Source organism: Photobacterium sp. 53610 (assembly GCF_036409375.1).
Taxonomy (GTDB): domain Bacteria; phylum Pseudomonadota; class Gammaproteobacteria; order Enterobacterales; family Vibrionaceae; genus Photobacterium.
Map to the genome: position 1 here is coordinate 734,116 of NZ_JAXOFS010000001.1, position 25,516 is coordinate 759,631.

Annotated in this window: 22 protein-coding genes and 1 tRNA gene; 9 read left to right on the plus strand and 14 right to left on the minus strand. The window is 47.3% G+C overall.

The features are described 5' to 3' along the window. Positions 1 to 39 precede the first annotated feature (39 nt). Both SPK40_RS03495 and SPK40_RS03500 read left to right on the plus strand, forming a co-directional pair. A complete protein-coding gene (locus tag SPK40_RS03495) occupies positions 40 to 639 on the plus strand; it encodes an ArsR/SmtB family transcription factor (protein ID WP_330959449.1) in 600 nt (199 codons plus the stop codon). Between the two features lie 893 nt (positions 640 to 1,532). Further along, positions 1,533 to 1,838: a hypothetical protein gene (locus SPK40_RS03500; RefSeq protein ID WP_330959450.1), complete on the plus strand. Its 306-nt coding sequence runs from the start codon at positions 1,533 to 1,535 to the stop codon at positions 1,836 to 1,838. A gap of 334 nt (positions 1,839 to 2,172) precedes the next feature. On the opposite strand, the gene SPK40_RS03505 is transcribed toward SPK40_RS03500, so the two are convergent. Further along, positions 2,173 to 3,984 (minus strand): ATP-binding protein, encoded by a 1,812-nt coding sequence (locus SPK40_RS03505; protein ID WP_330959451.1) that lies wholly within the window; start codon positions 3,982 to 3,984, stop codon positions 2,173 to 2,175. Positions 3,985 to 4,576: 592 nt separating this feature from the next. Here SPK40_RS03505 and SPK40_RS03510 point away from each other — a divergent pair. The 3 genes from SPK40_RS03510 to SPK40_RS03520 all read left to right on the plus strand — a co-directional run bounded on the left by SPK40_RS03510 (position 4,577) and on the right by SPK40_RS03520 (position 6,266). Next, complete coding sequence (locus SPK40_RS03510) at positions 4,577 to 5,041, plus strand: hypothetical protein (protein ID WP_330959452.1); 465 nt, start codon at positions 4,577 to 4,579, stop codon at positions 5,039 to 5,041. A gap of 190 nt (positions 5,042 to 5,231) precedes the next feature. Continuing rightward, the gene (locus SPK40_RS03515) at positions 5,232 to 5,633 is read left to right on the plus strand and encodes a DUF2007 domain-containing protein (RefSeq protein ID WP_330959453.1); all 402 of its coding nucleotides are present in this window, start codon (positions 5,232 to 5,234) and stop codon (positions 5,631 to 5,633) included. Positions 5,634 to 5,789: 156 nt separating this feature from the next. Next, on the plus strand, positions 5,790 to 6,266 hold the full coding sequence (locus SPK40_RS03520; RefSeq protein WP_330959454.1) for a protein-tyrosine phosphatase family protein: 477 nt from the start codon (positions 5,790 to 5,792) through the stop codon (positions 6,264 to 6,266). 82 nt (positions 6,267 to 6,348) lie between these two features. Here the strand turns inward: SPK40_RS03520 and SPK40_RS03525 are convergent, their stop codons facing one another. Beyond that, positions 6,349 to 6,921: an SOS response-associated peptidase gene (locus tag SPK40_RS03525; RefSeq protein WP_330959455.1), complete on the minus strand. Its 573-nt coding sequence runs from the start codon at positions 6,919 to 6,921 to the stop codon at positions 6,349 to 6,351. Between the two features lie 86 nt (positions 6,922 to 7,007). On the opposite strand from SPK40_RS03525, the gene SPK40_RS03530 reads away from it, so the two are divergent. Both SPK40_RS03530 and SPK40_RS03535 read left to right on the plus strand, forming a co-directional pair. Further along, entirely contained in the window at positions 7,008 to 7,415 is a 408-nt protein-coding gene (locus SPK40_RS03530) for a S24 family peptidase (RefSeq protein ID WP_330959456.1), read from the plus strand. Between the two features lies 1 nt (position 7,416). Continuing rightward, the gene (locus SPK40_RS03535; RefSeq protein ID WP_330959457.1) at positions 7,417 to 8,676 is read left to right on the plus strand and encodes a Y-family DNA polymerase; all 1,260 of its coding nucleotides are present in this window, start codon (positions 7,417 to 7,419) and stop codon (positions 8,674 to 8,676) included. Between the two features lie 226 nt (positions 8,677 to 8,902). Here SPK40_RS03535 and SPK40_RS03540 read toward each other — a convergent pair whose 3' ends face one another. Together SPK40_RS03540 and SPK40_RS03545 are read right to left on the minus strand one after the other, a co-directional pair. Then, positions 8,903 to 10,384: an alanine/glycine:cation symporter family protein gene (locus SPK40_RS03540; protein WP_330959458.1), complete on the minus strand. Its 1,482-nt coding sequence runs from the start codon at positions 10,382 to 10,384 to the stop codon at positions 8,903 to 8,905. Positions 10,385 to 11,156: 772 nt separating this feature from the next. Then, positions 11,157 to 11,233 (minus strand) — tRNA-Pro (locus tag SPK40_RS03545). Between the two features lie 552 nt (positions 11,234 to 11,785). Here SPK40_RS03545 and SPK40_RS03550 point away from each other — a divergent pair. Further along, positions 11,786 to 12,094, plus strand: coding sequence for a hypothetical protein (locus SPK40_RS03550; protein WP_036752808.1), 309 nt, complete (start codon positions 11,786 to 11,788; stop codon positions 12,092 to 12,094). Positions 12,095 to 12,168: 74 nt separating this feature from the next. Here SPK40_RS03550 and SPK40_RS03555 read toward each other — a convergent pair whose 3' ends face one another. The 5 genes from SPK40_RS03555 to SPK40_RS03575 all read right to left on the minus strand — a co-directional run bounded on the left by SPK40_RS03555 (position 12,169) and on the right by SPK40_RS03575 (position 18,569). Next, positions 12,169 to 12,378: a helix-turn-helix domain-containing protein gene (locus tag SPK40_RS03555; RefSeq protein ID WP_248140138.1), complete on the minus strand. Its 210-nt coding sequence runs from the start codon at positions 12,376 to 12,378 to the stop codon at positions 12,169 to 12,171. Between the two features lie 111 nt (positions 12,379 to 12,489). Further along, positions 12,490 to 15,315: an Hsp70 family protein gene (locus SPK40_RS03560; protein WP_330959459.1), complete on the minus strand. Its 2,826-nt coding sequence runs from the start codon at positions 15,313 to 15,315 to the stop codon at positions 12,490 to 12,492. Between the two features lie 116 nt (positions 15,316 to 15,431). Continuing rightward, the gene (locus SPK40_RS03565; protein ID WP_330959460.1) at positions 15,432 to 17,267 is read right to left on the minus strand and encodes an Hsp70 family protein; all 1,836 of its coding nucleotides are present in this window, start codon (positions 17,265 to 17,267) and stop codon (positions 15,432 to 15,434) included. Further along, positions 17,267 to 17,881: a DUF2760 domain-containing protein gene (locus tag SPK40_RS03570; protein ID WP_330959851.1), complete on the minus strand. Its 615-nt coding sequence runs from the start codon at positions 17,879 to 17,881 to the stop codon at positions 17,267 to 17,269. The genes SPK40_RS03565 and SPK40_RS03570 overlap by 1 nt, the downstream gene beginning before the upstream one ends. A 394-nt stretch (positions 17,882 to 18,275) precedes the next feature. Continuing rightward, entirely contained in the window at positions 18,276 to 18,569 is a 294-nt protein-coding gene (locus SPK40_RS03575; RefSeq protein ID WP_248140143.1) for a winged helix-turn-helix domain-containing protein, read from the minus strand. 529 nt (positions 18,570 to 19,098) lie between these two features. Here SPK40_RS03575 and lpxL point away from each other — a divergent pair. Next, entirely contained in the window at positions 19,099 to 20,028 is a 930-nt protein-coding gene (gene lpxL, locus SPK40_RS03580; RefSeq protein ID WP_248140145.1) for an LpxL/LpxP family Kdo(2)-lipid IV(A) lauroyl/palmitoleoyl acyltransferase, read from the plus strand. A 70-nt stretch (positions 20,029 to 20,098) separates the two neighbouring features. Here the strand turns inward: lpxL and SPK40_RS03585 are convergent, their stop codons facing one another. The 5 genes from SPK40_RS03585 to SPK40_RS03605 form a co-directional block, all read right to left on the minus strand. After that, on the minus strand, positions 20,099 to 20,941 hold the full coding sequence (locus SPK40_RS03585; RefSeq protein WP_330959461.1) for a pirin family protein: 843 nt from the start codon (positions 20,939 to 20,941) through the stop codon (positions 20,099 to 20,101). 157 nt (positions 20,942 to 21,098) lie between these two features. After that, positions 21,099 to 21,716, minus strand: a complete 618-nt coding sequence (locus SPK40_RS03590) for a DNA-J related domain-containing protein (protein ID WP_248140149.1) — start codon at positions 21,714 to 21,716, stop codon at positions 21,099 to 21,101. 228 nt (positions 21,717 to 21,944) lie between these two features. After that, entirely contained in the window at positions 21,945 to 23,567 is a 1,623-nt protein-coding gene (locus SPK40_RS03595; RefSeq protein WP_330959462.1) for a glycoside hydrolase family 19 protein, read from the minus strand. A gap of 257 nt (positions 23,568 to 23,824) precedes the next feature. Beyond that, positions 23,825 to 24,310: a YajQ family cyclic di-GMP-binding protein gene (locus SPK40_RS03600; RefSeq protein ID WP_248140153.1), complete on the minus strand. Its 486-nt coding sequence runs from the start codon at positions 24,308 to 24,310 to the stop codon at positions 23,825 to 23,827. Positions 24,311 to 24,391: 81 nt separating this feature from the next. Beyond that, positions 24,392 to 25,444 carry a 3-deoxy-7-phosphoheptulonate synthase gene (locus SPK40_RS03605; RefSeq protein WP_248140155.1) on the minus strand — a complete coding sequence of 351 codons (1,053 nt, stop codon included), beginning with the start codon at positions 25,442 to 25,444 and terminating at the stop codon, positions 24,392 to 24,394. Positions 25,445 to 25,516 lie beyond the last annotated feature (72 nt).

The following is a 25,516-nucleotide window of genomic DNA, read 5'->3' on the forward strand; positions in this document are numbered from 1 at the left end:
TCTTCAATAGAATTATTAGACTATAGTCAGGAAACCGACATGGCAGCCTTAGCGGCTGCCATGTCGGATGCTTCTAGGATGAAAATCCTATGTGCGTTAATGGATGGAAAAGCTTGGACAGCTACTGAACTAAGCGTGATAGCAGATATTGCACCATCGACTACTAGCGCTCACCTATCTCGTCTACTGAAAGCTAATCTTGTAGTATGTTTAGCTCAGGGGCGACATAGATATTTTCGCCTCTATAGTAGCAACGTCGCTGCATTACTAGAAAATATGATGGGAATTACTTTTCAAGTAAGTAGTCCATCTCGTACCAAAGTGCCTAAAGAACTGCTAAGAGCAAGAACATGTTATGACCATTTGGCCGGTGAAATAGCGGTTAAATTGTATGATTCTCTAGTGAGAAATAACTGGATGGATAGTGAGGGCAAAGAGCTTACTGTGCAAGGGCAAGAAAAGCTCTTACAGTTAGGTATTAATATAGATGCAAAAACTAGAAGGAAAAAATGTTGTCCATGCTTAGATTGGAGCGAAAGAAAGTTCCACGTTGGTGGTCACTTAGGGGCATCACTACTTAGTTTTTTGAAAGTAATGACTGGATTGAAAGAGTCCCTGGATATCGCGAAGTTGCTATAACAAGTAAAGGTAAAAAAGAACTTCATAGGCATTTCCTCATTGATGAATAACTGTCAGCCAATAATATCCCTTGTAGATGGCTACACATTAGCGTATGAATTGAAGGTTTTTAAATTCGAGTCAACTGAAGCCTACACTATTAGCATGTTTTGGGGCAAAAATTTCTCGGTTCGTAAAACACGGACCGTACGCTACGAACCACCCTGGAACTCACTTCGGGACAATTATGATTAAGTCGACCATCAGAAAAAGCCTATCCGCCCACAACCATACACTCAGCACTGCTGATGTCGGCTATTTATCTGTCATGCGGCGATCGCGGTGACCAAGCAGGAGCTGAATATCAATCCCAATTTTGTTATCAGTCCTTTCTGCTAAAGATCGCAGTTCGTGGAAGGATGGGGTGCCTTCCACGGTGAGAGCTTTACTGTCTCTTACATCAGCAAGGTGACGTGAGAGCCGGTTGACCTTGATTGGCACCTGACTGCGTTTGCTGTAACCGTTTTTTCTGATGAAGAATGAAATGCATCACAACATTACTCCTGCACATGGCAATGATCTCTCCGAGGCTAACACTGAGCAGTGGATTGGTTAGGTCTAAAGGAAAGGCCAGATTTGTTTTCCTCTTGACTTGCCAGTAGCGACGTATATAGCAAGCAAGAAGGATCTTCGTTGTTTGATGGCATCACGACAACGAAACGCGTCGTTCTCAAAGCATAGTGTGTGAAAAACTGGCAAATCCAGATGTGCTGCTGTGCGTATGGAGCGCTGAAACTGGCTAACGTTGGCAGAGTTTGAGCTACATCAATCAACCTTGATTTACGCTGGTGGAGGGGGCGGGTAATACTATAATTTAAATATGAATTCTCCCACCCACATCCAGGAGATATCTCATGTTTGCCAAACGATGTTCCTATATTCTCGCTGGAAAAACCCATCCAAAAGCTCAGGTTACAGTCAATCCTACTGGGACCCTTCATATCGATGTCAGAGATGAGAAGCGTGAGCTTGACGGCGATTTTGAGGATTTATTATTTAAAGAAAAAGGGAAAGTCACTGTCCTTGTTTGCCAGAAACACGACAGGCCAAAGCAGCTCTGTTGGCATGTCGAGCTCTCTGGTCAGGATGCCAAAGAGCTCACGCGGCTGATTGATGAGGCCGAGGAAGAATATGAGACTCTTATGAGTGATCTTTGCTGAAAGAGCCGGCATTCCCTTTCTGGCCTACCGGTTCAGGTAGGTCAGATTTAGCGTTAGGGGAAAAACAGATTGATTCGGAGTGAGTCGAGATGACTTAAAATAGGAAATCCACCAACATGCATACTTCAGCAGGCTTGTGTGAATAATCAGCCTGCAACACAGGGTAAAACCGTTATCCGTCTTTTCTCATAGAAAACCCATCCCACACAGTCAAAGCAGTAACCCGTGAACAAATTGATGCTGAATTTTATGATTAAAATTCAATTAGATATGGAAAGCGTAATATCAGAAAAATAATCGGTTTGGGTTTGGGTTTGGGTTTGGTTCTGTCGTGTCATGCTCTATCTTCTACGCTGACGGATTGAGAATCTTTACGAGTATCGTGCTGCTGAAAGTACTGGGTCAGTATGCTTTCCAGCTTCTCTAACCGTAAAGGTTTACTGATCGCTCTGTCAGCTCCTGCAGCCAGGAATTCTGAAGATGTATCCGTTGTCGCATCTGCGGTGCAGGCCAGTATCAGCCCCTGGTAATTCAAACTTTGTCTGATGAAGCGTGTTGCTTCTATCCCGTTCATTTCGGGCATTCGGTTATCCATCAGAATAGCGTCATAGTATTCCTCTTGCAGCATATCTATAGCCATGCGGCCATTCTCAGCAACAGAAACATGGCATCCTAACTTTTCACACAAATGTTTCCCTACCAGCTGATTGACCCGGTTATCTTCAACCAGAAGGACAGAAAGTTCAGACAAGTTGAATTTTTCAAGCTGTTGCGCGTTAGGATTGGCAGAGTCAGTGATTCCCTTTGGTGTCTTGATAATGGCTTGAAAAGTACTGCCAACGCCAACCTCACTACTGACCGATACATCGCCACCCATCGCAATACAGAGATGCTTCACGATGGACAAACCCAGTCCGGTCCCACCAAAATTTTGGTTGATTGTCGCGTCCGCTTGTTCAAAGGAATTAAATATACTGTCCAGCCTGGCTGGATGTATCCCAATCCCTGTGTCTGTAACAGTAATCGTCAGTGTTTCATCGCTTTCTTTAAATTCGAGTGAAATATCAATATGCCCCTGTGGGGTGAACTTCACGGCATTGCCGATTAAGTTATATACAATTTGCCGAATTCTGGCTTTGTCGCCCACTAAGATAGTGCCATCAGGAAGATTTTTGGTATGAAGCTGCAACACGATGCCTTTTTCTGCCGCTAGCGGGTAGAAGCTGCTTGCGACAGGTGACAGCAGTTGTATGACAGGAAATGGCTCTCTGACCAACTCCAGTTTGTTTTGCTCTAATTTAGAGAAGTCCAGAATCTCATTGAGAACGGACATCAGGTGTTCACTCGATTCCAGCAAGATATTCAGGTTGGATTTCTGCGATTCATCCTGCATTTCAGAGGCGATGATCTGCGCCATTCCGATGACACCGTTCATTGGTGTTCTTAACTCATGGCTCATGGTGGCGAGAAACATGGACTTCGCCGCGGTTGCTTCCTGAGCGGTTTTTACTGCCTCTTTGAGCGCAATCTGTGCCTCTCTCAGAGCATCAATATAACGATAGAGATAAAGCACAACGACCAAAAACATAACGCAAGTAGCAAGCAAGAGCGAAGTGACCATCGCATTGTTTGCCTTGAAGATTTCATTCATTAACTCTTCGTGGATGTGCTCGATTGCTTCATCCATGTCTTCAGTCAGAATTGCTCTCTGAAGCGGTTCAATCGACACCTGGGCTAAAGGCTGCTTTTTGGCTTTTAAAAGCTCATCGAGCAGGCCCATGTGCTCTTGTGCCGTATTTTCATATTTAGCGACGAGTGGTTGAATCTGGCCTTTGGGCCAAACAATATCAGGGAAAAGCGCTTCGATGTTCAGGGTCGTCGACACAAGGTTTTGTAAATCGGAATCAAGTGCCTGTATTTGCGCTAATAAATCTTCAATGTGTTTGTTTTCACTGCCAGGCTCGGCGAGTTGGGCGTAACTCCTCATGTGGATGAGGCTCTGAGCGTGCGCGATAAACGAGCGTTCAAGCTTGCCTAAGATGTCATGTTCGACTTTGAACGAGATAAAAAACGAAACTGCTGCAGCAAAAGCAACAGCCAGGAAGCACTCAAGAGATAGAAATTTCATCACTTTATTCCTATTCATGAGCTTGCTCTTGTTGTTCTTCTACATGGAACTCCTCAACAACCGGAACCACATACGTTTCTTCAAAGTAATAGAAGTATGCAGCAACAAAAATCAGCCACACCAACACTAAACTCCATATATATCTGGCTATATTTGTCATTTTACACTTTTGAATTCAAATTGAGTTTTGATTGCCTTGAGAACAACCGTCCAAAAATTTCTTACCTGTAAGTCTAGTCAACATTTTCACGGGGTCATAAGTATGTCACAGGGGAATGAGCAAGTTCATCACAGAGCGGATCTTACGATCAAAGCTGCTTTAACAGCGCTGTGCCTGACACGGCTCAATGTGAACATCTGGAGCTCTGAAACTCATCCGATCTTGGTTCTGTTCATCATTTCATTGGTCACACTTCAGGTAGGACGTTCCATTTTTCATGATTATTCTGCTCCGCGAGCATCGGATTCTTCTCCATCACCCAAAGTCTGGGAGCTGAACCATGGTTCACGATCAGAGAATGTGAAAGCGACGATCAAGAAAACATTGGATGCGGGTGCGGTTGGATAAATTTGTTGCTGACGGACACATTTTTGCCAGCGGAATGTCACCTTGTTGGTCAATCGTGGATATGGTTACGTTGTAGTCAGAGACAGTTGGGGCCTGGGATTGGTTTCGCGAGGGGGTGATTTGATAGTTTTAATTCCAAATCAAAATATATCAACTAAAGGTGTAAAGTTACTCAGAAGCTTGACCTCTAAGAGTATTGCTCAAATACGTGAGTCAGCTTTAAATATGCAGCCATTAGAAACTTATGAAGTGTTTGATGGTGATTGGGATAATGTCAAAAAGAAACTGATTACACTAGCTCAGAAGTATGACGAGTCGATTTTTGTCATACTTGAAGTTCAAGGTGATGAATATTCCCCATTTACCTTAGATGGGTTCTTAGAGTATTTGAAAGAAATTCGTTCTATCGAGATAAATCAACAAAAAATTTCAGATCTGGAATGTGGATATATCGCAGTTGAGTCAGAATTTATCGAGCACAATGAAAATTGGTATAGCAAAGTTTAGGAGTGATTCTGGACTTGCACCGTTTTAGTGGACACGCATAAGCAACCGAGGGTGTTGATATGTCAGCTTAGAAAATGGGGAATAGATGCCGCAATATTCACTAGGATATATGTTGAAAGCGGTGCAATGGTTTGTTTTGTTGATAGCTTTGCTTGTACCTAACGTGGTTCTATACCACAAGGAGTAACATGTGATTGTCGTAGCAAGGTTTTCTTTTCCTCATGAAGCCCACATTGCAAAAGCGAGTCTGGATAGTGCGGGAAGAGAAAGTTACATCGTTGATGAACATACGGTGAATACTCAATGGCTTTACTCAAACGCTATCGGTGGTGTTCGTCTCATGGTGGCGGAGGGTCATGCAGAAGAAGCGGTACAAATACTCAACAGTGACTTCTCACAATCATTGGACAATGGCGTTGTTACGGATGAAGCAAAGGATGTTTGCCCCAATTGTGGAAGCCCTGACTTATCTGCACATACAAAAGGCAAGCGTCCGGCTTTTTTAGTGTTTATTTTACTCGGCTTTCCATTGTTCTTTTACAGACATGGCTACAAGTGTAATCAGTGTGGAGAGTTCAGTGAAAAGCTTTGATTCTGGGGGTGTTACAAGGTATTTAAGCTGAATTGGAGGGGGTAAGCACACGGGGTATTTTTATTTTGCTTTGTGTTTGGTGTTTAAAGTGCAATGCGGAAAACGCATTATTGCCTGCACCTTTTAATGCGGTGTGATTTGGCGATTGGAGAATGCATGGAAGATATATTTTTTATCGATGAGTCAGTGGCTGGTCGATGTGGTCCCGACAAAATTATGTGGAATCTCGACGAACTGAAGCGGAATAATATCAGAGCAATTCTATCCGTGAACGACGGTGAAATGGTCCACACTTCAAGGTTGAGCGAACTGGGTATCTGTTATGGACATATACCACTTTCAAGTCATGCGCCAGTTCAGGCCGGTGATCTGGAGCTTTGTCTGGGTGCTTTGCCTCGAATTATTGATTTTATAAATCAAAATCAAGGAGATGGAGTGGTGCTGGTTCATTGTAAGTCTGGCAAAGATCGTACGGGATTGGCCCTTGCTGCTTATTTGATGCAATCAAAAGGTTTCGAGGTTCAAGAAGCTATTTTCGCTATTAAAAGCGTCCGGAATATCGCTTTTACTGCACCTGGTTGGGATGAGTTTTCAGTCACAGTCCTTACAGAATTGTTCATCAGGGAAGCATGATGATACTTCCCTGATAAACAGCATGTTTTGGTTATTTCATTGAAACTGACAACTCATATACATGCTGCAGCATGTCATTGAATTATTGGTTGATAACTATATTTAAATGCATGAGTTCCGACTTTGAATGATCACTCGTATCCAACCAGGAATCACATTCCGTGATATCGATAATCACCGGCATTCTGTGGTGATAAGGTTTACACATTTTGTCTGCAGCTGTCGTGAGTGTGACCAGCTGAGGCGTCTCTGATTCAAACCAGATACCAGCCATATACAGTGGCATGTTTTCGGGGTGGCTGAACAGGTATTTCTGTTTCTTTTTGCCACTTTCATCCCGCCATTCATACCAGCCGGAACAGGGCACGATGCACCTGTGGGTTTGCATTGCATGACGCCAGGTGGGCTTTTGCATTGCAGATTCTTCCTGAGCGTTAATGAGTAATTTTTTCGACCAGCCGGGCTGAATCCCCCAAACCATGTCCAGTTGCTGCAGACCATCTGGTTGTTTGATGACCGTGGACACTTTTTGTGCGGGGCACAGGTCGGTATTTTCTTCGGCTTCGAACCGGATGCGAAGCTCATCAGAAACCTGATTGTTCAGCAGGTTAGCGAGAATGTTCAGCCTGCCACACATAGTAAAACTTCCATTCATCTTTCCTAATATAAAACCCGATCCGTATTGACCAGACGGAAATCCGTGACCAAAATGATACTGTATATTTAACCAGTATTTCCGATATGAATGTCATCCCATTATTAGCAAGTGCTGGTATTACCGGCTTTGAAAGTCCGGCAGCGGAATACCGACAGCTTCCTTTGAGCTTAGATGAATTGCTGGTGGAACATCCCAGCGCCACTTTTATCGGCAGAGCCTATGGCAGGAGCATGGAAAATGTCGGTATCTACGATGGCGACATTCTCATTGTTGATCGCCATGTACAGGTGCAGAACATGGATGTGGTGGTCGCAAACCTGAACGGTGAGTTTGTCTGCAAGCTTCTGGACATGAAAGCACGTCGGCTGTTGTCTGCTGCGCCGGGGTTTCATCCGGTTTGGATTTCTTCTGTCGATCAGTTTTCTGTTGAAGGGGTGGTGGTGCGTTCGATTCGCTGTCACCGGCCCAGCCGTTTGCTGATGGAGGACTAAGATGTTTGCGCTGGTGGATGCCAACTCATTTTATTGTTCTGCGGAACAGGTCTTTCGCCCGGAATGGCGCGGCAAACCAATAGTGGTGCTGAGCAATAATGACGGCTGTGTTGTAGCGGCGAACCGGCAGGCAAAGAAAGCCGGTGTAGAGAAGTATCGCGCCTACTTCGAGATGCGGGCTATGTGTGAGGCGCGGGGCGTGATTGCCTGTTCCTCCAACTATGAGTTATACGGAGACTTGTCGGCAAAGATGATGGAAGTCATCGGGCGTTTTGCACCTGATCAGCATGTCTACTCCATTGATGAGTCCTTTTTGTCGTTTGAACGCTGTCATCACGCCATTCCGGATCTGTTTGAGCATGCCATGCGGATACGAAGAACGGTCTGGAAAGAATGCCGGCTGCCAGTCTGTGTTGGTATCGGCCCCACGTTGACGCTCTCGAAAGTTGCGAACCATGCCGCGAAGAAGTTATCGGGTTATCAGGGCGTGTGTGTCATTCACGAAGCAAAGCAGCGCGAGCTTATCCTGTCACAAATGAAAACGTCTGATGTCTGGGGGATTGGTTCCCGCATTGCGAAACGCCTTCAGTTCATGGGAGTTGAGACAGCGTTGCAGCTTTCAAGGATGAAGCCGGGGATTGCCCGGAAAGAATTCAACGTTGAAATTGAAAGGACTATAAGAGAGCTGAACGGGGAGCGATGTAAATTCTGGGATGAAGCGAGGGCCGATAAGAAGCAGATCTTCTCCACCCGAAGTGTCGGTGAACGCATTACAGATCCAACGTCATTGGGGCAGGCGCTGTGTAAGCATGCAGATATCGCAGCGGCCAAACTCAGGCTGCAGGGTTCGCTGGTGCAGGTGATGATGGTGTTCGCATCGAATTCTCCTTATGACGAGAGGCCTGTGGGGTTTAAGCAGGTTCACCGTTTTGCTTATCCGACTGACGATACAACGGTGATTACCAAAGCGGTCTCTGGTCTGGTTGATGCGTTATTTGTCGAAGGTGTCCGTTATTACAAGGTGGGAGTCGGATTTATTGCGATGACCAGCGCAAAGTATGCCCAAGGCGACTTGTTTTATGAATCACCGCCAAATTCTGCATTGATGAAGGTGTTTGACTGTATCAACCAGAAGTACGGGAGCCATTCTATGTTTCTGGCTGCACAGGGTATCGAACAAAAGTGGGCGATGCGGCGGGCACTGTTGTCTCCTCAGTACACCACGCGTTGGATGGATGTACCGAAGGTGAGGTGTGGGTGAATTCAATGTTTAATATCGCTTTTGTTTCGGGAAAATAGTGTGCTGCAAAATGAAACTTAGCTGAGATTAGATCGGAAATTTCTGATTCAATCTGTTCTCCGTGTGTCAGTGATACCGTTTGTTTTATTTTTCATAAGGCAAAGTCTGTCCGAGAGAGATTAAACAAAAAAGCCAGCATTGAATGAATGCTGGCTTGAGATTTGAATCGCTTCAGAAGCTTGATGCTTTATTTAGACTCGTCAGCTGTCTCTGGCTGTGGATGCCATGCACCGTCCAGCTTGTTCAGCTCCGGGAACTTCGTGCGGTCAAATGTTGGTACCTGACCTTTTTTCACCTGAGCTTCGTAGTCTTTAATCACCTTAATGGCCAGATTCGACAACAGAACCAGTGCAATGATGTTGATCAGTGCCATCATCCCCATTGAGGCATCTGCCATATTCCAGACGACCGGCAGAGAGGCAACAGAGCCAAACATCACCATCGCCAGAACAATCAGGCGGAAAACCAGCAGGCCTTTCTTGCTGTTTCCATTCAGGAACATGATGTTGGTTTCAGCATAGCTGTAGTTTGCAATGATTGAACTGAAGCAGAACAGTACAATTGCAGCAGCCATGAAGTAAGTGGTCCAGCCGCCCAGCTCGTTGGTCAGAGCCTGTTGCAGCAGGCCGATACCGGTCGCTGCATCGGGTTGATCCATCACACCGGAAAGCATGATCATTGCCGCAGATGCGGTACAGATAATAATGGTATCTGCAAACACTCCCAGCATCTGAACAAAGCCTTGTGACGCAGGGTGGTTTGGATTTGGTGTTGCGCTTGCCGCTACGTTCGCAGCAGAACCCATACCGGCTTCATTGGAGAACAGACCACGGGCAATACCACTTTGCATTGCCTGTGCAATGGTGTAAGCCACACCACCTGCCGCAGCTTCCTGCCATCCGAATGCGCTTTTCACAATCAGCATGACGACTGCTGGTAGTTCAGAAATATTCATCGCAACAATCAGCAATGCGATAGCCAGATAACCGACAGCCATGACAGGTACAATGCGTGATGAAGCCTGCGCGACTGATTTTAAACCACCCATAATGAACAGGGCAGAGCAAAGCACAATCGCGATACCCATCCAGCTGCGATCAATTTCGAACGAATGATACAGCGCATCGGTAATGGTGTTGGCCTGTACAGCGTTAAAGACCAGACCAAAAGCGATAATCAGACAGACGGAGAACAGGCTGCCCATCCAGCGCTGTCCAAGGCCTTGTTCCATGTAATATGCCGGACCGCCACGATACTGGCCGTCAACGTCTTTGACTTTATAAACCTGAGCAAGTGTGGATTCAACAAAGGCTGTTGCCATACCAAACAGTGCCATTGCCCACATCCAGAAAATAGCACCAGGGCCACCAATGGTCAGTGCGACAGCCACACCAGCCATGTTACCTGTACCAACACGTGCTGCCATTGAAGTGCAGAACACCTGATAAGAGCTGATGCCAGCGTCTGAGTCTTTGCCTTTTTTCAATACGCCAATGGCATGACGGAACTGGCGGATTTGGATAAAGCCGAGGCGAAAAGTAAAGTAGATACCTACTGCAACTAGGAGGTATACAAGAAGGTGGCCCCAAAGCAGTCCATTGATGTCGCCAATAATGGACATTAATGTCTCATTGAGAGAGGCGATCCAATTGTTAATCGTTGCATTCATAGAATGATCCTGTGATGTCGTACTGACTAAGATGCAGGACAACAAGTTGTGTCCCAAGTGATGGGCGCAATCCATTGCCTGGTTGCAGTAAGCAACATGGCGAAAGGAATCCCCATATATTGATTTAGTGACTTAGTTTGCGCCGCAGAAGTTAGCATAAAATTCTGAAAATGGCTCGGGATCTGGATCACGTTTTCACTGAGTTGTCGTTTGTTAATATCATAATATTTACAACGAAAACGTACTAAATTCTATTTATTTCAATATCTTAACATTTAATTGTCATGAATTGCCGGTACACTTTGAAAACTTGTAATTCATTTCTTGTTAACAGAATTTCAAACTGACATTAACCTGTTTTGGTGGTTTTTTAATCGGTTTTTGAGGTGGGAAAAGGATTCGAATGCGTCAAAGTTCATTTGATGGCTGTAAAGTATGCCAGGTGAAAAGCGGTCTTTTTATTATGTGTTTTAGTGAATATGGAATTCAAAAGATGGCAGCGGGGAGGGGACATCACATGCAATTGTTTTTGAAGGTAAGAGATAGAAGCAACTGAACTGGTATCCGCAAATACAGATATATCTGTGTTCATCAATAATGATGAACTCTTCATCCTGTCCGCATGCTGTGCAATATGGTACTGATTCCATATTATGCTCCTTCGTTAAAGGCATATCATAGTCTTTAGTAGCATTTGCTAAAATACGTTCTGGAAAAAATACGAGGAATGGCAAATTTAGTAAGAGAATATCTGAAAATAAAAAAAGCCCTTTGGTCGGACATACTGGATTCGAACCAGCGACCCCTACTCCCCCAGAGTAGTGCGCTACCAAACTGCGCTAATGTCCGCCAAAAGGCTTTGTTGTTAAGTTAACTCAACGGGGGCTATATTAGCAACCCTTAAAGGGAAGAGTAAAGCTAAATTGCTGAGAAATAGGTGATATTTTCATCAAACGGTACGGGCTAAGCTCTTGCTCGCATGTTTGATGAGAACATTTCCGTCATTATTTCAGAAATGAAGGAATCCGGGTAAAGATGCATTATGACCGAAAAATATGATGGTCGCTCACATGGTTTGGTCATAGAAATGTCAAGCTGACAAAAATTATGTTCACAAGAACAAAGTCTGGGGTTATTATTTATTAACTCGCTGGCTACTCTTTCATCCTCGACAGAGTTTTCTATAATTATTAGGTGTGTAGACCAAACTTATCACACTGGCGTCAGCGGAGTCAGAACGTTAGTTAAGTGGCTGAATACTGTTCTCATGATCCCTCATGGGATCGTGGTTAAATCTTTATTAATGTTTATTCTATTTCAAATAGCACAAAGGTTGTCATGAAGGTGTGAAGCAATGACAAGAAAGTGCTGTTTGCAGAAAATCGTGTTTAGAGGTAATTCATGACAAACTTTTCGGATGCAGAAAAAGCACTGAGTGCGATGCTAAAGAATGTAGAGAGCGGTAAAAAGCTGCAAGAGTCGAGAGCTGACTATCGCCAGGCTCTGATTGATTTTGCGGATGAAGTCCCGGGCAGACAGCGTGCTGTCATTAAGCGCATTCCGTTACAAAAAATAAATGATTTAATTGCTGTTCTGAATGAATTTAAAGAAGAAGCTCGTCAGGTAAGAATGACTGAGATTCTGGCAATGATGGAAAAAGATGGTGTTCATCCGGAAGAATTGATGGATTCTTCTGTTGTTGAGGAATAATCTGACTGAATTTTCAGACAGGTTGCACAGAAAATTGAAATAAAAAAAGGAGAGTGAAAACTCTCCTTTTTTTATTATGCTTGGTTGACTGTGATGATGTAGTCGACTTCGTTTTTATATTTACGAACATTGCGTGATAGGGTTCCCTTGGGCACACCAAAACGCTTCTCTGCTTCGTAACTTGATAAGCCTTCGAAGACGACAGCTTCAACAGCAGTGCGTTGGTTTTGGGACTTGAAAATGCGATCAGCAATTACTTTATATTGTTCTCGTGTGATAGCCATAACTACTCGCTTGTTATTCCTTTTTAGGCCTGCTGGGTATGACTGTCCAGGCAGATTTGATGCCCGGTATAATAACAGCCATACCCTAACGTAAGCTTAATAAGCGAATTTTTACTCTAATAGCATAAGGCCACGAGGCAGTGAATCACCATATACGCGTTGATTTTCTTCCTGAGACAGGACTTTGACTTCGGAAACCATATTGATCCAGCTTTCCGGTACTTTACTGGTCTGAAGTTTATCGATCACCTGCTGTCGAAGTTCTTCATCAATATCCAAAGTCCGGTCGCCAGTTTTACGTGTCATCATCACTGCCGCAAGAGCAATATCAGGTGATTCTCGCCAGTCATGATCAAGTAATTCAGGCAAACAATAGGCAATATGCTGCCCGCTGAGCAGATTATGCCGACTGCCATATAATGGGAAACGGCTGGCAATACGTCCGATTGCCCACCAATGCGCCTGAGCATATTGTGGTTTCTGTAATCGAGAAAACAACCATTCAATGAGTTGTAATTTTTTCTCAAATGTAATGTTTTCAAGAGAAGCGGCCAACCGAACCATTTGTTCATAGCCGCGTTCCTGTATTTCTTTATTTAGTTTGGGCTGTCGGGTTGCGCTTGGATTGATATATTTGGCAATGTCTTTATAAATCGATTCCTGCTGATGTTGATTCAGCCCGCCAGCAACACGCCGCCAGAAGATCCACCATTCATTCCAGCTTTGTACAGACTGGTGAAATTGCAGGTTTTGCTGATAAAGCGGCCAAATCTGGCTGATACGCCAGTTGTCGACCGGATCGCCAAACCCGGGACGTAATGTATACCCGGTTATTTTCAGCCAATTGCGTTCGTGAGCGACTGAACGGCGGCGACGCTTTTTACTTTCAAGGAATGTATCAGCCAGGGATCTGAGTTGTGACATTTCCCAGGCTTCGCGTTTGCCTAAGTATTTTTCCAGATCATTTCGCAGAGTTTTGACTGGCTTGTCATCAGCATGTTTCTTACTTCCGCCATAGGCTTTTTGAATCGCTTCCGTTGCATGTTGCAGTGCTGCGCTATCTATGGGGGTGTTATCTGTCTCTTGACGATCCGGATTCCCGGCAGGCGTTTTCCGGACTGAAAACTCGACTTGCCATCGTTTTGCCGGATTTTCTGTATCAATGCATTCAAGTTGCAGCGTACCGACTTCAGTTAATTGACAGGCAAGGGATACGCTGACTCTGTCTTTTTGATTGGCGGCTAAGGATTCTCTGTCTGTATCGCTGTCAAGGGTAGCAATGAAAGGCGGCAGAGGCACCATGTGCGGGTGATCCAGTGTCATCATTTCGCCGGCCTGAATAGGGGCATCTTCGTTTGTCGCAAATAAATGAAAGCGGACTGGTTCTCCCAGTGTCAGTGCAAATTTTCTGTCTGACAGCAGAATCTCCTGACCTTCATCTGTTCCGCGGGGTAACAGGCAGATGCCTGAAGGCGGAGACTGATTGTCTAACTCCAGGAAGAATGAACGTGCTGAACCCCCACCAATTTTGAGCTGTGCGCCATGCCGGGCTTTTCCGTAGGCCACTGCGCCATATGCGACAGCCAGATCAGGGTGAGGGTTATCCAGGAGAGTGACGCCGTCACTTCGCCAGTGTGTGAAAACATCCACCATCCGGTTGGTCAGAATGTGACTGTTGAACACTCCGCCGTTGAGCAAAATCGCTGGCGGAACGGCAGCAAGGTGTTCTTCAGGTTCTGTACCGGCCCGTTTCAGTGCTTCGCGGCAAACCATGTCATGGTCGCTGATAAATTTCGCCAGATGTTTCGAAACTGCAGGGTCTGAGGCATAGGGCAGGCCAAATTCGACCATGGCGCTTTGTCGTTGACTCGGATATTCATCGTCAGCTGAAATCGGGAAAAAGCCATTCAGGGCAATGTCTCGGACCTGCTCCTGGTTGACAGAAACAGAACGGCTGCCGCCAATCAGTTTGGAACCGCTGCCAAGTAAAGTGATTGTGGCCTGTTCGGGTGCATGTTCAGCGAGCAGTTGTTCTTTGGCCCGACGTGCCTGTTGAATCAGTTTTGACAGCGCTGCTGCATTGAGGCGTTTGCCATCACCATTGAGGCTGCTTTCAGCAAGATGAGCCAAAGCCAGATCCAGATTGTCGCCACCCAGCATCAGGTGATCGCCGACACCAATACGATCCAGCTGTAGCCGCTCATTTTGAGAGCTGACCTGGATCAGGCTGAGGTCAGTTGTTCCGCCGCCCACGTCGCAGACCATCAGCAGAGGAATGTCTTTCAGCAAAGACTCAGCTTCTGTGTGATGTCGTGCATACCAGTCATAACATACAGCCTGAGGTTCCTCGAGTAATACGAAATTGTGCAGGCCTGCCAGTTTCGCTGCCTCAACGGTCAGTGCCCTGGCACCTTCATCAAAAGATGCCGGAACTGTAATGACAACATCCTGCTGTGCCAGTTTTGCATCCGGATAATGATAGTCCCAGCTTTGTCTGACATGGTTGAGATAGCTGGCGCTGGCAATCACCGGAGAAATTTTTTTCACGCCTTTTGCCGCAGCCCAGGGAAGGATAGGCTGATTCCGGTCCACACCGGTATGAGATAACCAGCTTTTCGCACTGGTCACCTGCCGGCCTTCAACCTTGGCGCCCAGTTCTCGGGCATATTCACCAATGATTGCTTCAGGAAAATCACCATCGACAGGCTGGACTTCCCAGGGCAGCACACACTGTTCAGCAGGGATTTCTCCCGGTGTCGGGTGATAGCGAAACGAAGGTAACAGCGGTTTACGTGCCACTTCGCCCGGCGCGATCAGCTGGTCAATGTCGAAAATTTTTACAGTTTCATTTTGTAACGAGGCGGTGACAGGGCAGTAGGCAACCACGGTGTGGGTGGTGCCTAAATCAATACCGACTAAATAACGGGGAGAAGACATGTATGACTCCGAGCATTTCAACCCGATTGCCCGCAAGCGTGGTGATTGTGTTGTGCTGGGGCCGGGTAAAATAACGGCGCAAAAAATGCGCCGTGAGAAAGAATGTTGTGAACGACTCAGTTATCCCGAACGTCGAATTCGACTTGCCACTTCTGACCACCGTCGGTCGGGATAGCTTCCAGGCATAAAGTACCCAGTTCAGTCACTCGGGCGGCAAGTTTCACCGGTACGATATTTCCGGCACTGTGGCCATCGGAAACCGGTAAAGTCACCTGAATTGCAGGGAGTTCTTCCAGCTCTTCAGGTTGCCACCAGTCCAGCAGGGTTCCCGGTGCATCTTCACGACGAACGGTTGAGCCGAAGAAACGGAATGTGACCGGTTGGCCGATAATCAGACCAAACTCCCGGCTCGGAACATCTGCGTGACTGCCTTCTTCCATACCAAAAGGTGCAACGCACAGTGCTTCAACAGGCGGTTCCATGCCCGGGATGGCTGGCATGGCACTTTCAATACCCACATAGTAGCTGCTGGCAATGCCTCCACGGATCCGGACGCCTTTTCCTTGACGGACAGAACCGTAATAAGAGGCGCCGTGCGCAACCGCCAGATCCAGATCCAGTCCCTGCAGGCGTTTCGCTTCCGCACTGCCACCTGTTGTCAGCCATTGGTTAATGATAGACATCAGGCGCTGTGACAGCTGATCTGATTTCAGTACACCGCCATTGAACAGCACTGCCGTCGGGCGGATAAAGCCTTCATGGATTTGTTCAAAACTGTCAAACAATTCATCAACCGCTGAAGACTGACGACTCAGGAACCCGGCAATATGACGGGAAACAGCGGCATCTTGTGCATAAGGCAGGCCCATTTGGGTCAGAGCGCCGCGCTGCATTTCAACCGGGTGTTCCTCAATACTGGTTTGCGGGAAGAAGCCTTCAACCAGTGTCTGTTGCACTTCTTCCTGAGTCAGTTCGGTTTGCAGGGTGCCACCCAGCAGTTTCGAACCACGGCTCGGAACGACGATCGGCACAGCACGCAGGTTTTCGTCGCTCAACAGGGCTTCTTTCGCATCCCGGCAGGCATGTGTGACCGCCTGAATCTGCCATGGCTGCAGCTGTTTACCTTCCTGGGCGAGTTTGGCTTTCAGCCGGAAGGCAAGTGCCAGATCCATGTTGTCGCCGCCCAGCAGGATATGATCGCCAACTGCGACCCGGTTCAGCGTCAGGTTACCGTCTTCTTCTGTCACCGCAACCAGCGACAGGTCAGTTGTACCCCCGCCGATATCGACAACAAGAATAATGTCACCCACGCTGACCTGGTCCCGCCAGATTTCATCGTTGTTTTTAATCCAGCTGTAAACCGCAGCCTGTGGCTCTTCCAGCAGGGTCAGGTGTTTGAAGCCGACTTCACGGGCAGCTTCGGCAGTCAGATCCCGTGCGGCCGGGTCAAAGGATGCCGGGACCGTAATGGTGACATCCTGCTCAAACAAGGAGGCATCCGGATGCTGGTGATTCCAGGCTTCAGCCAGATGACTCAGGTATGCACGAGTGGCCTCGAGGGGCGAAACTTTTGCGACCTCTTCCGGTGCATTCAAGGGCAGGAAAGCATCCCGCCGGTTCACTCCACCATGACAAAGCCAGCTTTTGGCACTGGCGATCAGGCGAATCGGCGTTTTGCTGCCCAGGCTGCGGGCCATGGCACCGACAATTGCATTTGGCTGTGCGTTCCATGGCAGGGCGGTATCACCCTGAGCAAGCTCAGATTCGTGCGCCTGATACATGAATGAAGGTAGCTGCGATTTTTCCTCAACACTGCCAGGGGCAGTGAGCTGGGCAATCGGCATCATTTGAACGGGCGCTTCGTCCTGTTGCAGGTCAACATAAGACAGAACGCAGTGGGTTGTGCCTAAGTCGATCCCCACACTGTATTTATGTTCTTGAATGTCTTGCATTATAACTCTACCTCAGCAGCAGCAAGGATACGCGGATCATGTCCTTCTGCCATTTTAGGTAAGTGAACGTCGATGACTTTCCAGCCGCGGTGAATGAGTGTGCCAGTAAATGGGGCGTTGCCGACAACATTGCCAGTCAGGCGGACTTCAGAAGCATTGAAGCCTTCTGGTAAAGTAACACGGCTTTCTTCTTCTTCACTGCGTACCGGGACAAAACGGAAGTATTCATCCAGCACTTTCTTTCCGCCTTCGTGGATAACACGGGCTGCTGCGCCAATTTCAGCATCAGCAAAACCTTTCAGATCTTCCTGCATAAAGTCGATAAAACGTGCTTCTTTTTGCAACAGAGAAAGCAGTTGCAATGCGGCATCCGGGGTTGCAGTTTTCAACTTCGACTCAACCTCGACAATCTTTTCTACTTCTACAATTTTCTCGACTGGTTTTTCGACTTCGACAATCTTTTCAACTTCGACTTCTTTCTCAACGATTTTTTCAACTTCTACTGTTTTGCCTTTCTTTGTGACATAAAGCAGCAGAAGAATCACAACAAGGGCAGCCAGCCAGGCGTGTCCCATATCAATCGTGGTTGGCATTGCGGATAGATCCACTGTCATTTTTGAAAAGTCTAAAGCCATATTCGTCTTCTCTTTGTCCGTGACAAACTGTCTTATTGGAAAAATTTGGCCGAATACTAACACAACACATTGCTAATATTGCCAGTGAGTACGCGATTTTTAGCGCTATTTTCGTGAGAAACAGTTCCTTAGGTTACTTTGCAACCAAGTCAATATGACAATTTTCTGTCATTGGCTGCATGACCTTATGGTATGTGCGCGAAAACCCGGGTGTAAATCGATCTGTGGCTGGATTTTCCGATACCCCACCTTCTTTTTAGTCTATTTTTTGACGCTTTGTGGAACCGAAGGCAGGTGCGGATTTAAAAAGAGCGCAAATTGCATTGCAATATGAGTTGCAAGTTGCGACTCATGACAAAAATGACCGTGCAATTTAAGGATAATCCAGTACAGATTTAATTTCGGTCAGGTTTTCTTCAATCCAGTGTTTATTGATCGCACCCCAATCAAGTATTTCATAACGCCCAATCCGGTGGCGCTCTCCCTCTGTTTGTTTAAACTCACAGGTAATATCCAGATCTGACAGACTTTTTATCGTGTCCTGAGCTGTCCGTCTGGGCATACCGGTATATTCAAGCAGAGCGGGCACCGTAGCAATGCCTTGATCAATGAGATGGGCGACATAGAGGCGCCGGTAAAAGCTTGATTTTGTTTTGCTGATGGACATGGCTGTGAACTGAACTCCCTTTCATTGTCGGCATGTGGATGCAGGTTAACACTATTCCCGGTGGGATGAACAGGCACAGAAAAGTGTCAGGTCTTTTTACAGGTTCCTGCGCGTGTTTTTGAACACTGACTTTAAGTGATTGAAAAACAGAAACCGAAAAAGTTGGCGCGATTAGTGCATTTATAAACACAGAAACCAGGCTCGTATCCGTTCTCATCAGAGTTCAGGCTGAGCCAACAGGATTTCGATGTGTAGAGGGAAGCCTTTATCACTGCTCCAGGGCTTAGGGGAAGCGCTGAAACTTCGCAGGGATAAAAGGATAACTATAAAAATGATGACAAAAATAACTTTCAACTGGCCACCTTCGGGTGGCTTTCTTTTTTTGACTGGTTTTCTGCTGTGAGCGGACCAGGTATCGTCATTCTTGCATGCTGAAGATGCTGGTATACAATACATTGTTCTTTTCCTGTCTGCCGTGACGATGACAGTGCAGGCTTGGCTTTAAACAATAAGGAAAATCGTCTCTGTTATGAGCAAATTGACGGCACCGGAATTCAAAATCGCGTTTCTCCATCCCCGATACTGGCCGACTTTGCTGATGATTGGCACTATGAAGCTCATCAGTTTACTGCCATACCGAATTCAGTTCTGGATGGGCAAAGGGATTGGCCGACTGGCGATTAAGCTACTGAAAAAACGTCGTTTTACGATTGAACGAAATCTTGAACTTTGCTTCCCTGAGATGCCTGAAGGGGAACGTGAAGCGCTCATTCAGCAGAATATCGATAATGCTGGGCTGGCATTGTTTGAAACCGGGATGGCCTGGTTCTGGCCGGAATGGCGCTTCAAACGTCACGTTCGTTTCGAAGGCGTTGAATATCTGGATGAACTGGAAAAAGAGGGCAGAGGTGTGTTGCTGGTCGCGGCACATTCGATGAATCTGGAAATCGGTGCGCGTGCATTTGGTTTACGGGCTCCGGGGGTTGGCGTCTATCGCCCGAACAACAACCCGTGCTTTGATTATTTTCAGTTTCATGGCAGGGTACGGTCGAACCGATACATGCTGGATCGTAAAGATGTCAAAGGGATGTTCCGCGCGCTCCGTGAAGGAGAGCGTGTCTGGTATGCACCGGATCATGACTATGGCCGCCGCCGTTCAACTTTTGCGCCTTTATTCGCAGTCGATAAAGCCTGTACGACGACAGGGACCAGCATTCTGGTCGATGCAACTCGATGTGCCATCGTGCCGATTGCCATTGTCCGCGATACGGATGACGGTATGTATACCCTGAAAATTTTTAAACCACTGGAAGGCTTCCCGCATAAAGATCCGGATGCGGCGGCAGCATTTATCAATAAAAACGCTGTTGAACCTATCATTATGGAAGCGCCAGAGCAGTATATGTGGTTGCACCGCCGGTTTAAGACCCGCCCGGAAGGTGAGGCCTCCCTGTATTAACAGATAAAACTGACAAACGAAAAAACAGCCCGTCTTTGCGGGCTGTTTTTCTATCGGTGAATTGTGAGATTCAGTCTGTCAGTGTACCAGTCTGATAATCACGAATGGCTTGCTCAATTTCGTCCATGCTGTTCATTACAAAGGGACCATAATGAACAACGGGTTCATGAATCGGCATGCCTGAAAGCAAGAGCATGCCCGTATCTTCTGTGGCCTTGATTGACAGTCCTTCTCCGGCATTCAGGATCGCCAGCTCACCGGCTTTTGCAGCTCTGCCATCAATGTCAATTTCGCCTTGATAGACATAAAGCATGGCCTGAAAGTCTGGGTTCAGGCAGGAGTTTAACTGGCCGCCGGCAGCGGTTTGCCAGTCTGCGATGGTGGTTGGCACCCCGGTTTGCTGTAATGGACCTGTGACGGTGTCACCCTCAATAGTCAAATCACCTGCGATGACCCGGATCAGATTGTTTGGGCCCAACTGCTTTTCAGCAATGACGTCGGACTGGAAATCATGGTATTGGGCCGGCTGCATCTTTTTACTGGCTGGCAGGTTAATCCAAATCTGGAAACCATGCAGCTGACCGTCGGTCATGATTGGCATTTCACTATGGATGACCCCTTTACCGGCTGACATCCACTGAGCACCGCCATCTTTTAACTCGCCCCGGTTCCCCATGTGATCCTGGTGCTGAAAGTGACCTTTGAGCATGTAGGTCAGGGTTTCTATTCCGCGGTGCGGGTGTGGCGGAAATCCGCCGACATAATCTGCGGCTTCGTCGGATTTCAGTTCATCCAGCATCAGGAAAGGAGAAAATGCGGCATTTTCGAACCCGTGGACACGCTGAATTTTGACGCCATCTCCATCAGAAGTCTGGTGTGCGCGAAGGATGCTTTGAATTTGTCTGATTGCCATGATTGCCTCCAAATTTCTGGTTCCGGCCGTGGCCGGGAGTTACAGAAAGTGTACGTCGGCTCTGGGAGGCAGAACAGTTGAAACCGACGAACAGCTTATTAGAAAAAATTGAATAAGAGGTGAGGTGCTGACGGAAAAGTCGTGCAGCGTCAGCAGGCTAACTGTGAAGGCGGTTTTGAATGCGTTGCCACGCTTCGCAGGCCAGACGGAATTTCTCCGTGTCTCCTCCGGGTCTGTCGGGATGCCAGCGAAGGGCCAGTTTGCGCCATTGACGGCGGATTTGTGCCGGACTGGCTTCCGCAGTCAGTTCAAGTATGGCCAGATCCTGCTGCCAGGAAGCATTGGTTGTCACACTGAGGGTTCCAATATGCTTTTGGTACTGTTTCCAGAACGAAGACAGAAGTTCGCGGATTGCATTGGCGTCTGCTTCGTAGTTTTGCCAGTCCAGATAATACTCTCTCAGCGGATCGGCTGCATCGACCTGCTGATGACCTGAATTGGCCATGAGCTTGATGTCCATGGCCTGTGCCTGCAGCCATTGCTCAGGCAACAGCATATCCTGAAGCTGGTAGAGAGCATTCATCAACAGGAAGTTACGTTTGAATAAATCCTGCTCGGGAACGTCGTCCAGCGTGTTGATCAGGCCTTGTTGCTTCAGCGCATCTGCCATCGTGTGGACCATCCAGCCATCATGCTGCTTTTCCAGTAAACCTAAAATTGACCAGATGAGTGGGTTTTCCGGCTGATCGTCAGAAGGGCGCTCGGGCAGTGTCATTCGGTAATTCCGTCAGTGATATAAACGAGTGAGATGTGTCGAACAGTCACCGGGACGGTCAGACTCTTGCACTCTAGCAAAGCCGGCAGCCAGACCCAAAAAAATCAGTGGCTTGGTCACAGATAGGGGAATCGGTGTCACAGCATGACGATTTTCATTGCATGGAATTGAAAAAGCCGGGCTTTTCAGCACCGGCTTGTGGAGATCAGACGGATGGAGGTGTGAGTCTTATTCGACGGTTACACCATAATATTTTTGCACACACTTGGTATAGTCACCTTTTTTCAGCGTGGTGTGTGCTGTCTGGTAACCTGATTCAATCCGGCAGGCAAAGCTGCTGCCACCCGGGTTATCCGGGTAGTAACTCCAGTCATTTTCCCAGTACAGGCCAAATGTATTGTCACCTGTTTTCTTGAACGGTTTCATACCGGCGCAGCCTAACTGCTCATCAGCAGGAACGGGAACACCCAGTGCAGCAGCATGACCCCGGTAGTACTGAATACGGTTCACGGACTGCGGCTTTTCTGTTTCCAGCGTACATTCAATGCCGCCGTTGATGATCATGGTTGTGACACCAAAGCCCGGGACACGTTTTTCGGCAATGTCTGTCGCGGTTGGCTGCCAGGTGCCGTCAATGACATGCAGCATTGATGGTTTTGGCGGTTGCGGGTAAACAAAGAAGAATACTGCGGAAGCCAGATTCAGCCAGCTGTTGGCGACACGATCCGGATCCTGAAGCAGCACGTTCACATCATTGAAGATGAAGTCAGAAAACGGACCGTAGTTATAGTGATATGACAGCTGTTTTGCGCCGCGGCCAAAGTATTTCACATAACTGCCGTCAGGATTTTTACCGCAAGGCCACTGTTCTGTCTGCCAGTTCGTCGCTGCACATTCGCTGTTGTAACCACAGGAGTTTGCATCATCAGAACAGCCGGCTTCGCGGACAAAGTACAACCCCTGGCGCCATTCTTCATAGGGTGAATGCGGGTTGTGTGCACCGGTTTCCTGAGTGAAGTGAGCAAACATGACCGCCAGTGATTTCGCACAGATTGCATCAGACTGAGCAGCACGCTCATCCGTATATGTGGCGCAGAAACCTTTAAATTTGGCGACGGCTTTCAGGAAATTGGTGTAGGTGTAGGCCGTGTTGCGTTCCGGAAACAGTTGATCCCATTTCTGTTCATTGATCAGGGACTCAACACGTTTAACATTGTCAGGGTTGGTGGAAGCACCGGGAACGACGGCTTCAACAACGGCATTATCGCGGGTGCTGATTGATTCGAACACCTTGGCAAATTCAGGAGAGCTGGTCAGTTCGGCTTCACGGGCATCCAGATAGGTTTTGCTCATGATGTAACTGCCATCCGGGTTTTGCCCGATGATGCCGTTGGATGGTATGGGATCTGGGGTTGGATCTGGATCCGGTCCTGGACCCGGATCCGGGTTGTTGTCAACGCTGACCCATTCCCAGACGCCGGTACCCGGTGTTGCATCCGGCGCTTCGCCCTGGGTCCACCATTTGGCTTTATAGATTTGTCCGTTGTAGGAAACATGATCGCCGCCGACATAGGTCGCGCTGTTTGAATACGCAGGGTAGGACGCGACCGTCGTACTTGTTGTCTGCAGGGGGGTCACCTGTTTCCAGGCATCACCCAGATGAGCATCGGGTGTTTCATTCTCCGTTGTCCTGAGCGCTTCATAGGTGACGCCCTGATAAATTACCTGTTCTCCGGCCTGATACACGCCGTTTACACTATAGTTTGCAGTTGCAAACACACTGGCAGAGAAGAGCGCACCGCTGACCAGTAAGGTCCTGAGCGCCCACTGAGGGGACAGTTTTTGTTTCATGATTGGTTCCTTTCGTGCAGTAAAAAACCGGCAGTCAGACCGGAAAAATAGACTGCGTTCAAGGTATCGATTATCAAGATTTTGTCCTGATGGGAAATGACAAATTGCGATTGGATTCAAGGGGAAATCATGCAGCAGCGGTGCTGTTGCCGGGAAGTTGTGATATTGAGCTAAAACTTAATTGTTGTTGAGTAAAAAGTCGGATCGTTCCGGAACCAATCAGGAAGGCTGGGAACCTTCCTGAAGGCTGGCTTAGATTAATCGCGGAAATTATCAAACTGGAATGGTTTATCCAGTTCTTCCGAATTACGAACCAGTGCCATCGCGGCTTGCAAATCATCCCTTTTCTTGCCGGTGACACGTACTTTGTCGCCCTGGATGGATGCCTGTACTTTAATTTTTGAATCTTTGATCATTTTTACCAGTTGCTTGGCGACTGGTGTATCAATGCCTTGTTTGAACATGGCTTCCTGCGAGAAGGTTCTTCCTGAATGCACAATATCCTTGGTTTCCATGGCACGGGCATCTACACCACGTTTAGCCAGGTTTGCACGAAGGATGTCGCGCATTTGCAGAACCTGGAATTCAGCTTCGGCTGAAATTTTGACAATCTCTTTATTCAGGCTGAATGAAGCTTCAACATTGCGAAAGTCAAAACGGGTATCCAGATCTCGGTTACTGTTATCCACCGCATTTTTCAGTTCAACGGTGTCGACTTCAGAAATGATATCAAAAGAAGGCATGGTTTAATTCCTGCTCATCAGTGTTAATGGGCGTTTTTATATCATAAAACGCTGACTTAAAGGTAGTTGCGCTTGGCTGAATTAGCGATTTTGCACCGCAGCAGCCAGCATTTGAATCATGTCGACAGTATCTTCCCAGCTGATACAGGGGTCAGTGACAGACTGACCATATGTCAGGCCATCTTCCAGCCCTTGCTCCAGTGACTGGTTGCCTTCAACAATAAAGCTTTCAGCCATAATTCCGGCAATATGACGGCTGCCGTTTTTCAGTTGCTGGCAGATATCTGCGGCAACGTCTAACTGTCGCTTGTGTTGTTTCTGGCAGTTGCCATGGCTGAAATCAACTATCAGCCGGGTAGGCAGATCATAGTCTGCAAGCGCATCACAGGCCGCCTGAATGTCTTCTGCATGGTAATTAGGCATTTTTCCGCCACGCAGAATGATATGACCATACGGATTACCGGCTGTCTTATAGATAGTCATTTCCCCGTTTTTGGCCGGGGAACAGAAAACATGCGGTACCCGGGTGGCGCGAATCGCATCAATCGCGATTTTTACATTGCCATCCGTGCCGTTTTTAAAACCAACCGGACAGGATAAGGCTGATGCCATTTCACGGTGGATTTGTGATTCAGTGGTGCGGGCGCCAATGGCCCCCCAGCTGATCAGATCGGCAATGTACTGTCCGGTGATCATATCCAGGAATTCAGTCGCGGTAGGCATTCCCATTTGGTTGATGTCGAGCAGCAGCTTTCGGGCTTTGTACAAGCCAGCCACTAAGTCCAGACTACCATCCAGATGGGGATCAGAAACCAGACCTTTCCAGCCCACGACGGTACGCGGCTTTTCAAAGTAAGTTCGCATGACAATACAGAGTTTATCTTTGTATTGTGTTTTCAGCTCAAGCAGACGACGGGCATAATCCAGCGCAGCTTCTGTATCATGCACAGAGCACGGACCAACAATGACAAGCAAGCGATCGTCCTGACCGGTCAGGATGTCTTCAATTTCTTTTCGGGAGCGGTCGACGTGTTCGGCGATGGCATCTGAGATTGGGTGAGCAGCTTCAACTTCGTCAGGAGAAGGCATCCGCCCTAAACTGACAGTACGAAGTTCATCGGTTTTTCTTGGCATAATCCGCCTGCTTTCAGGTATAACATTGTGACGCGTAAAGATAGCTCAAATGACCGCAGGAATAAACCAAAC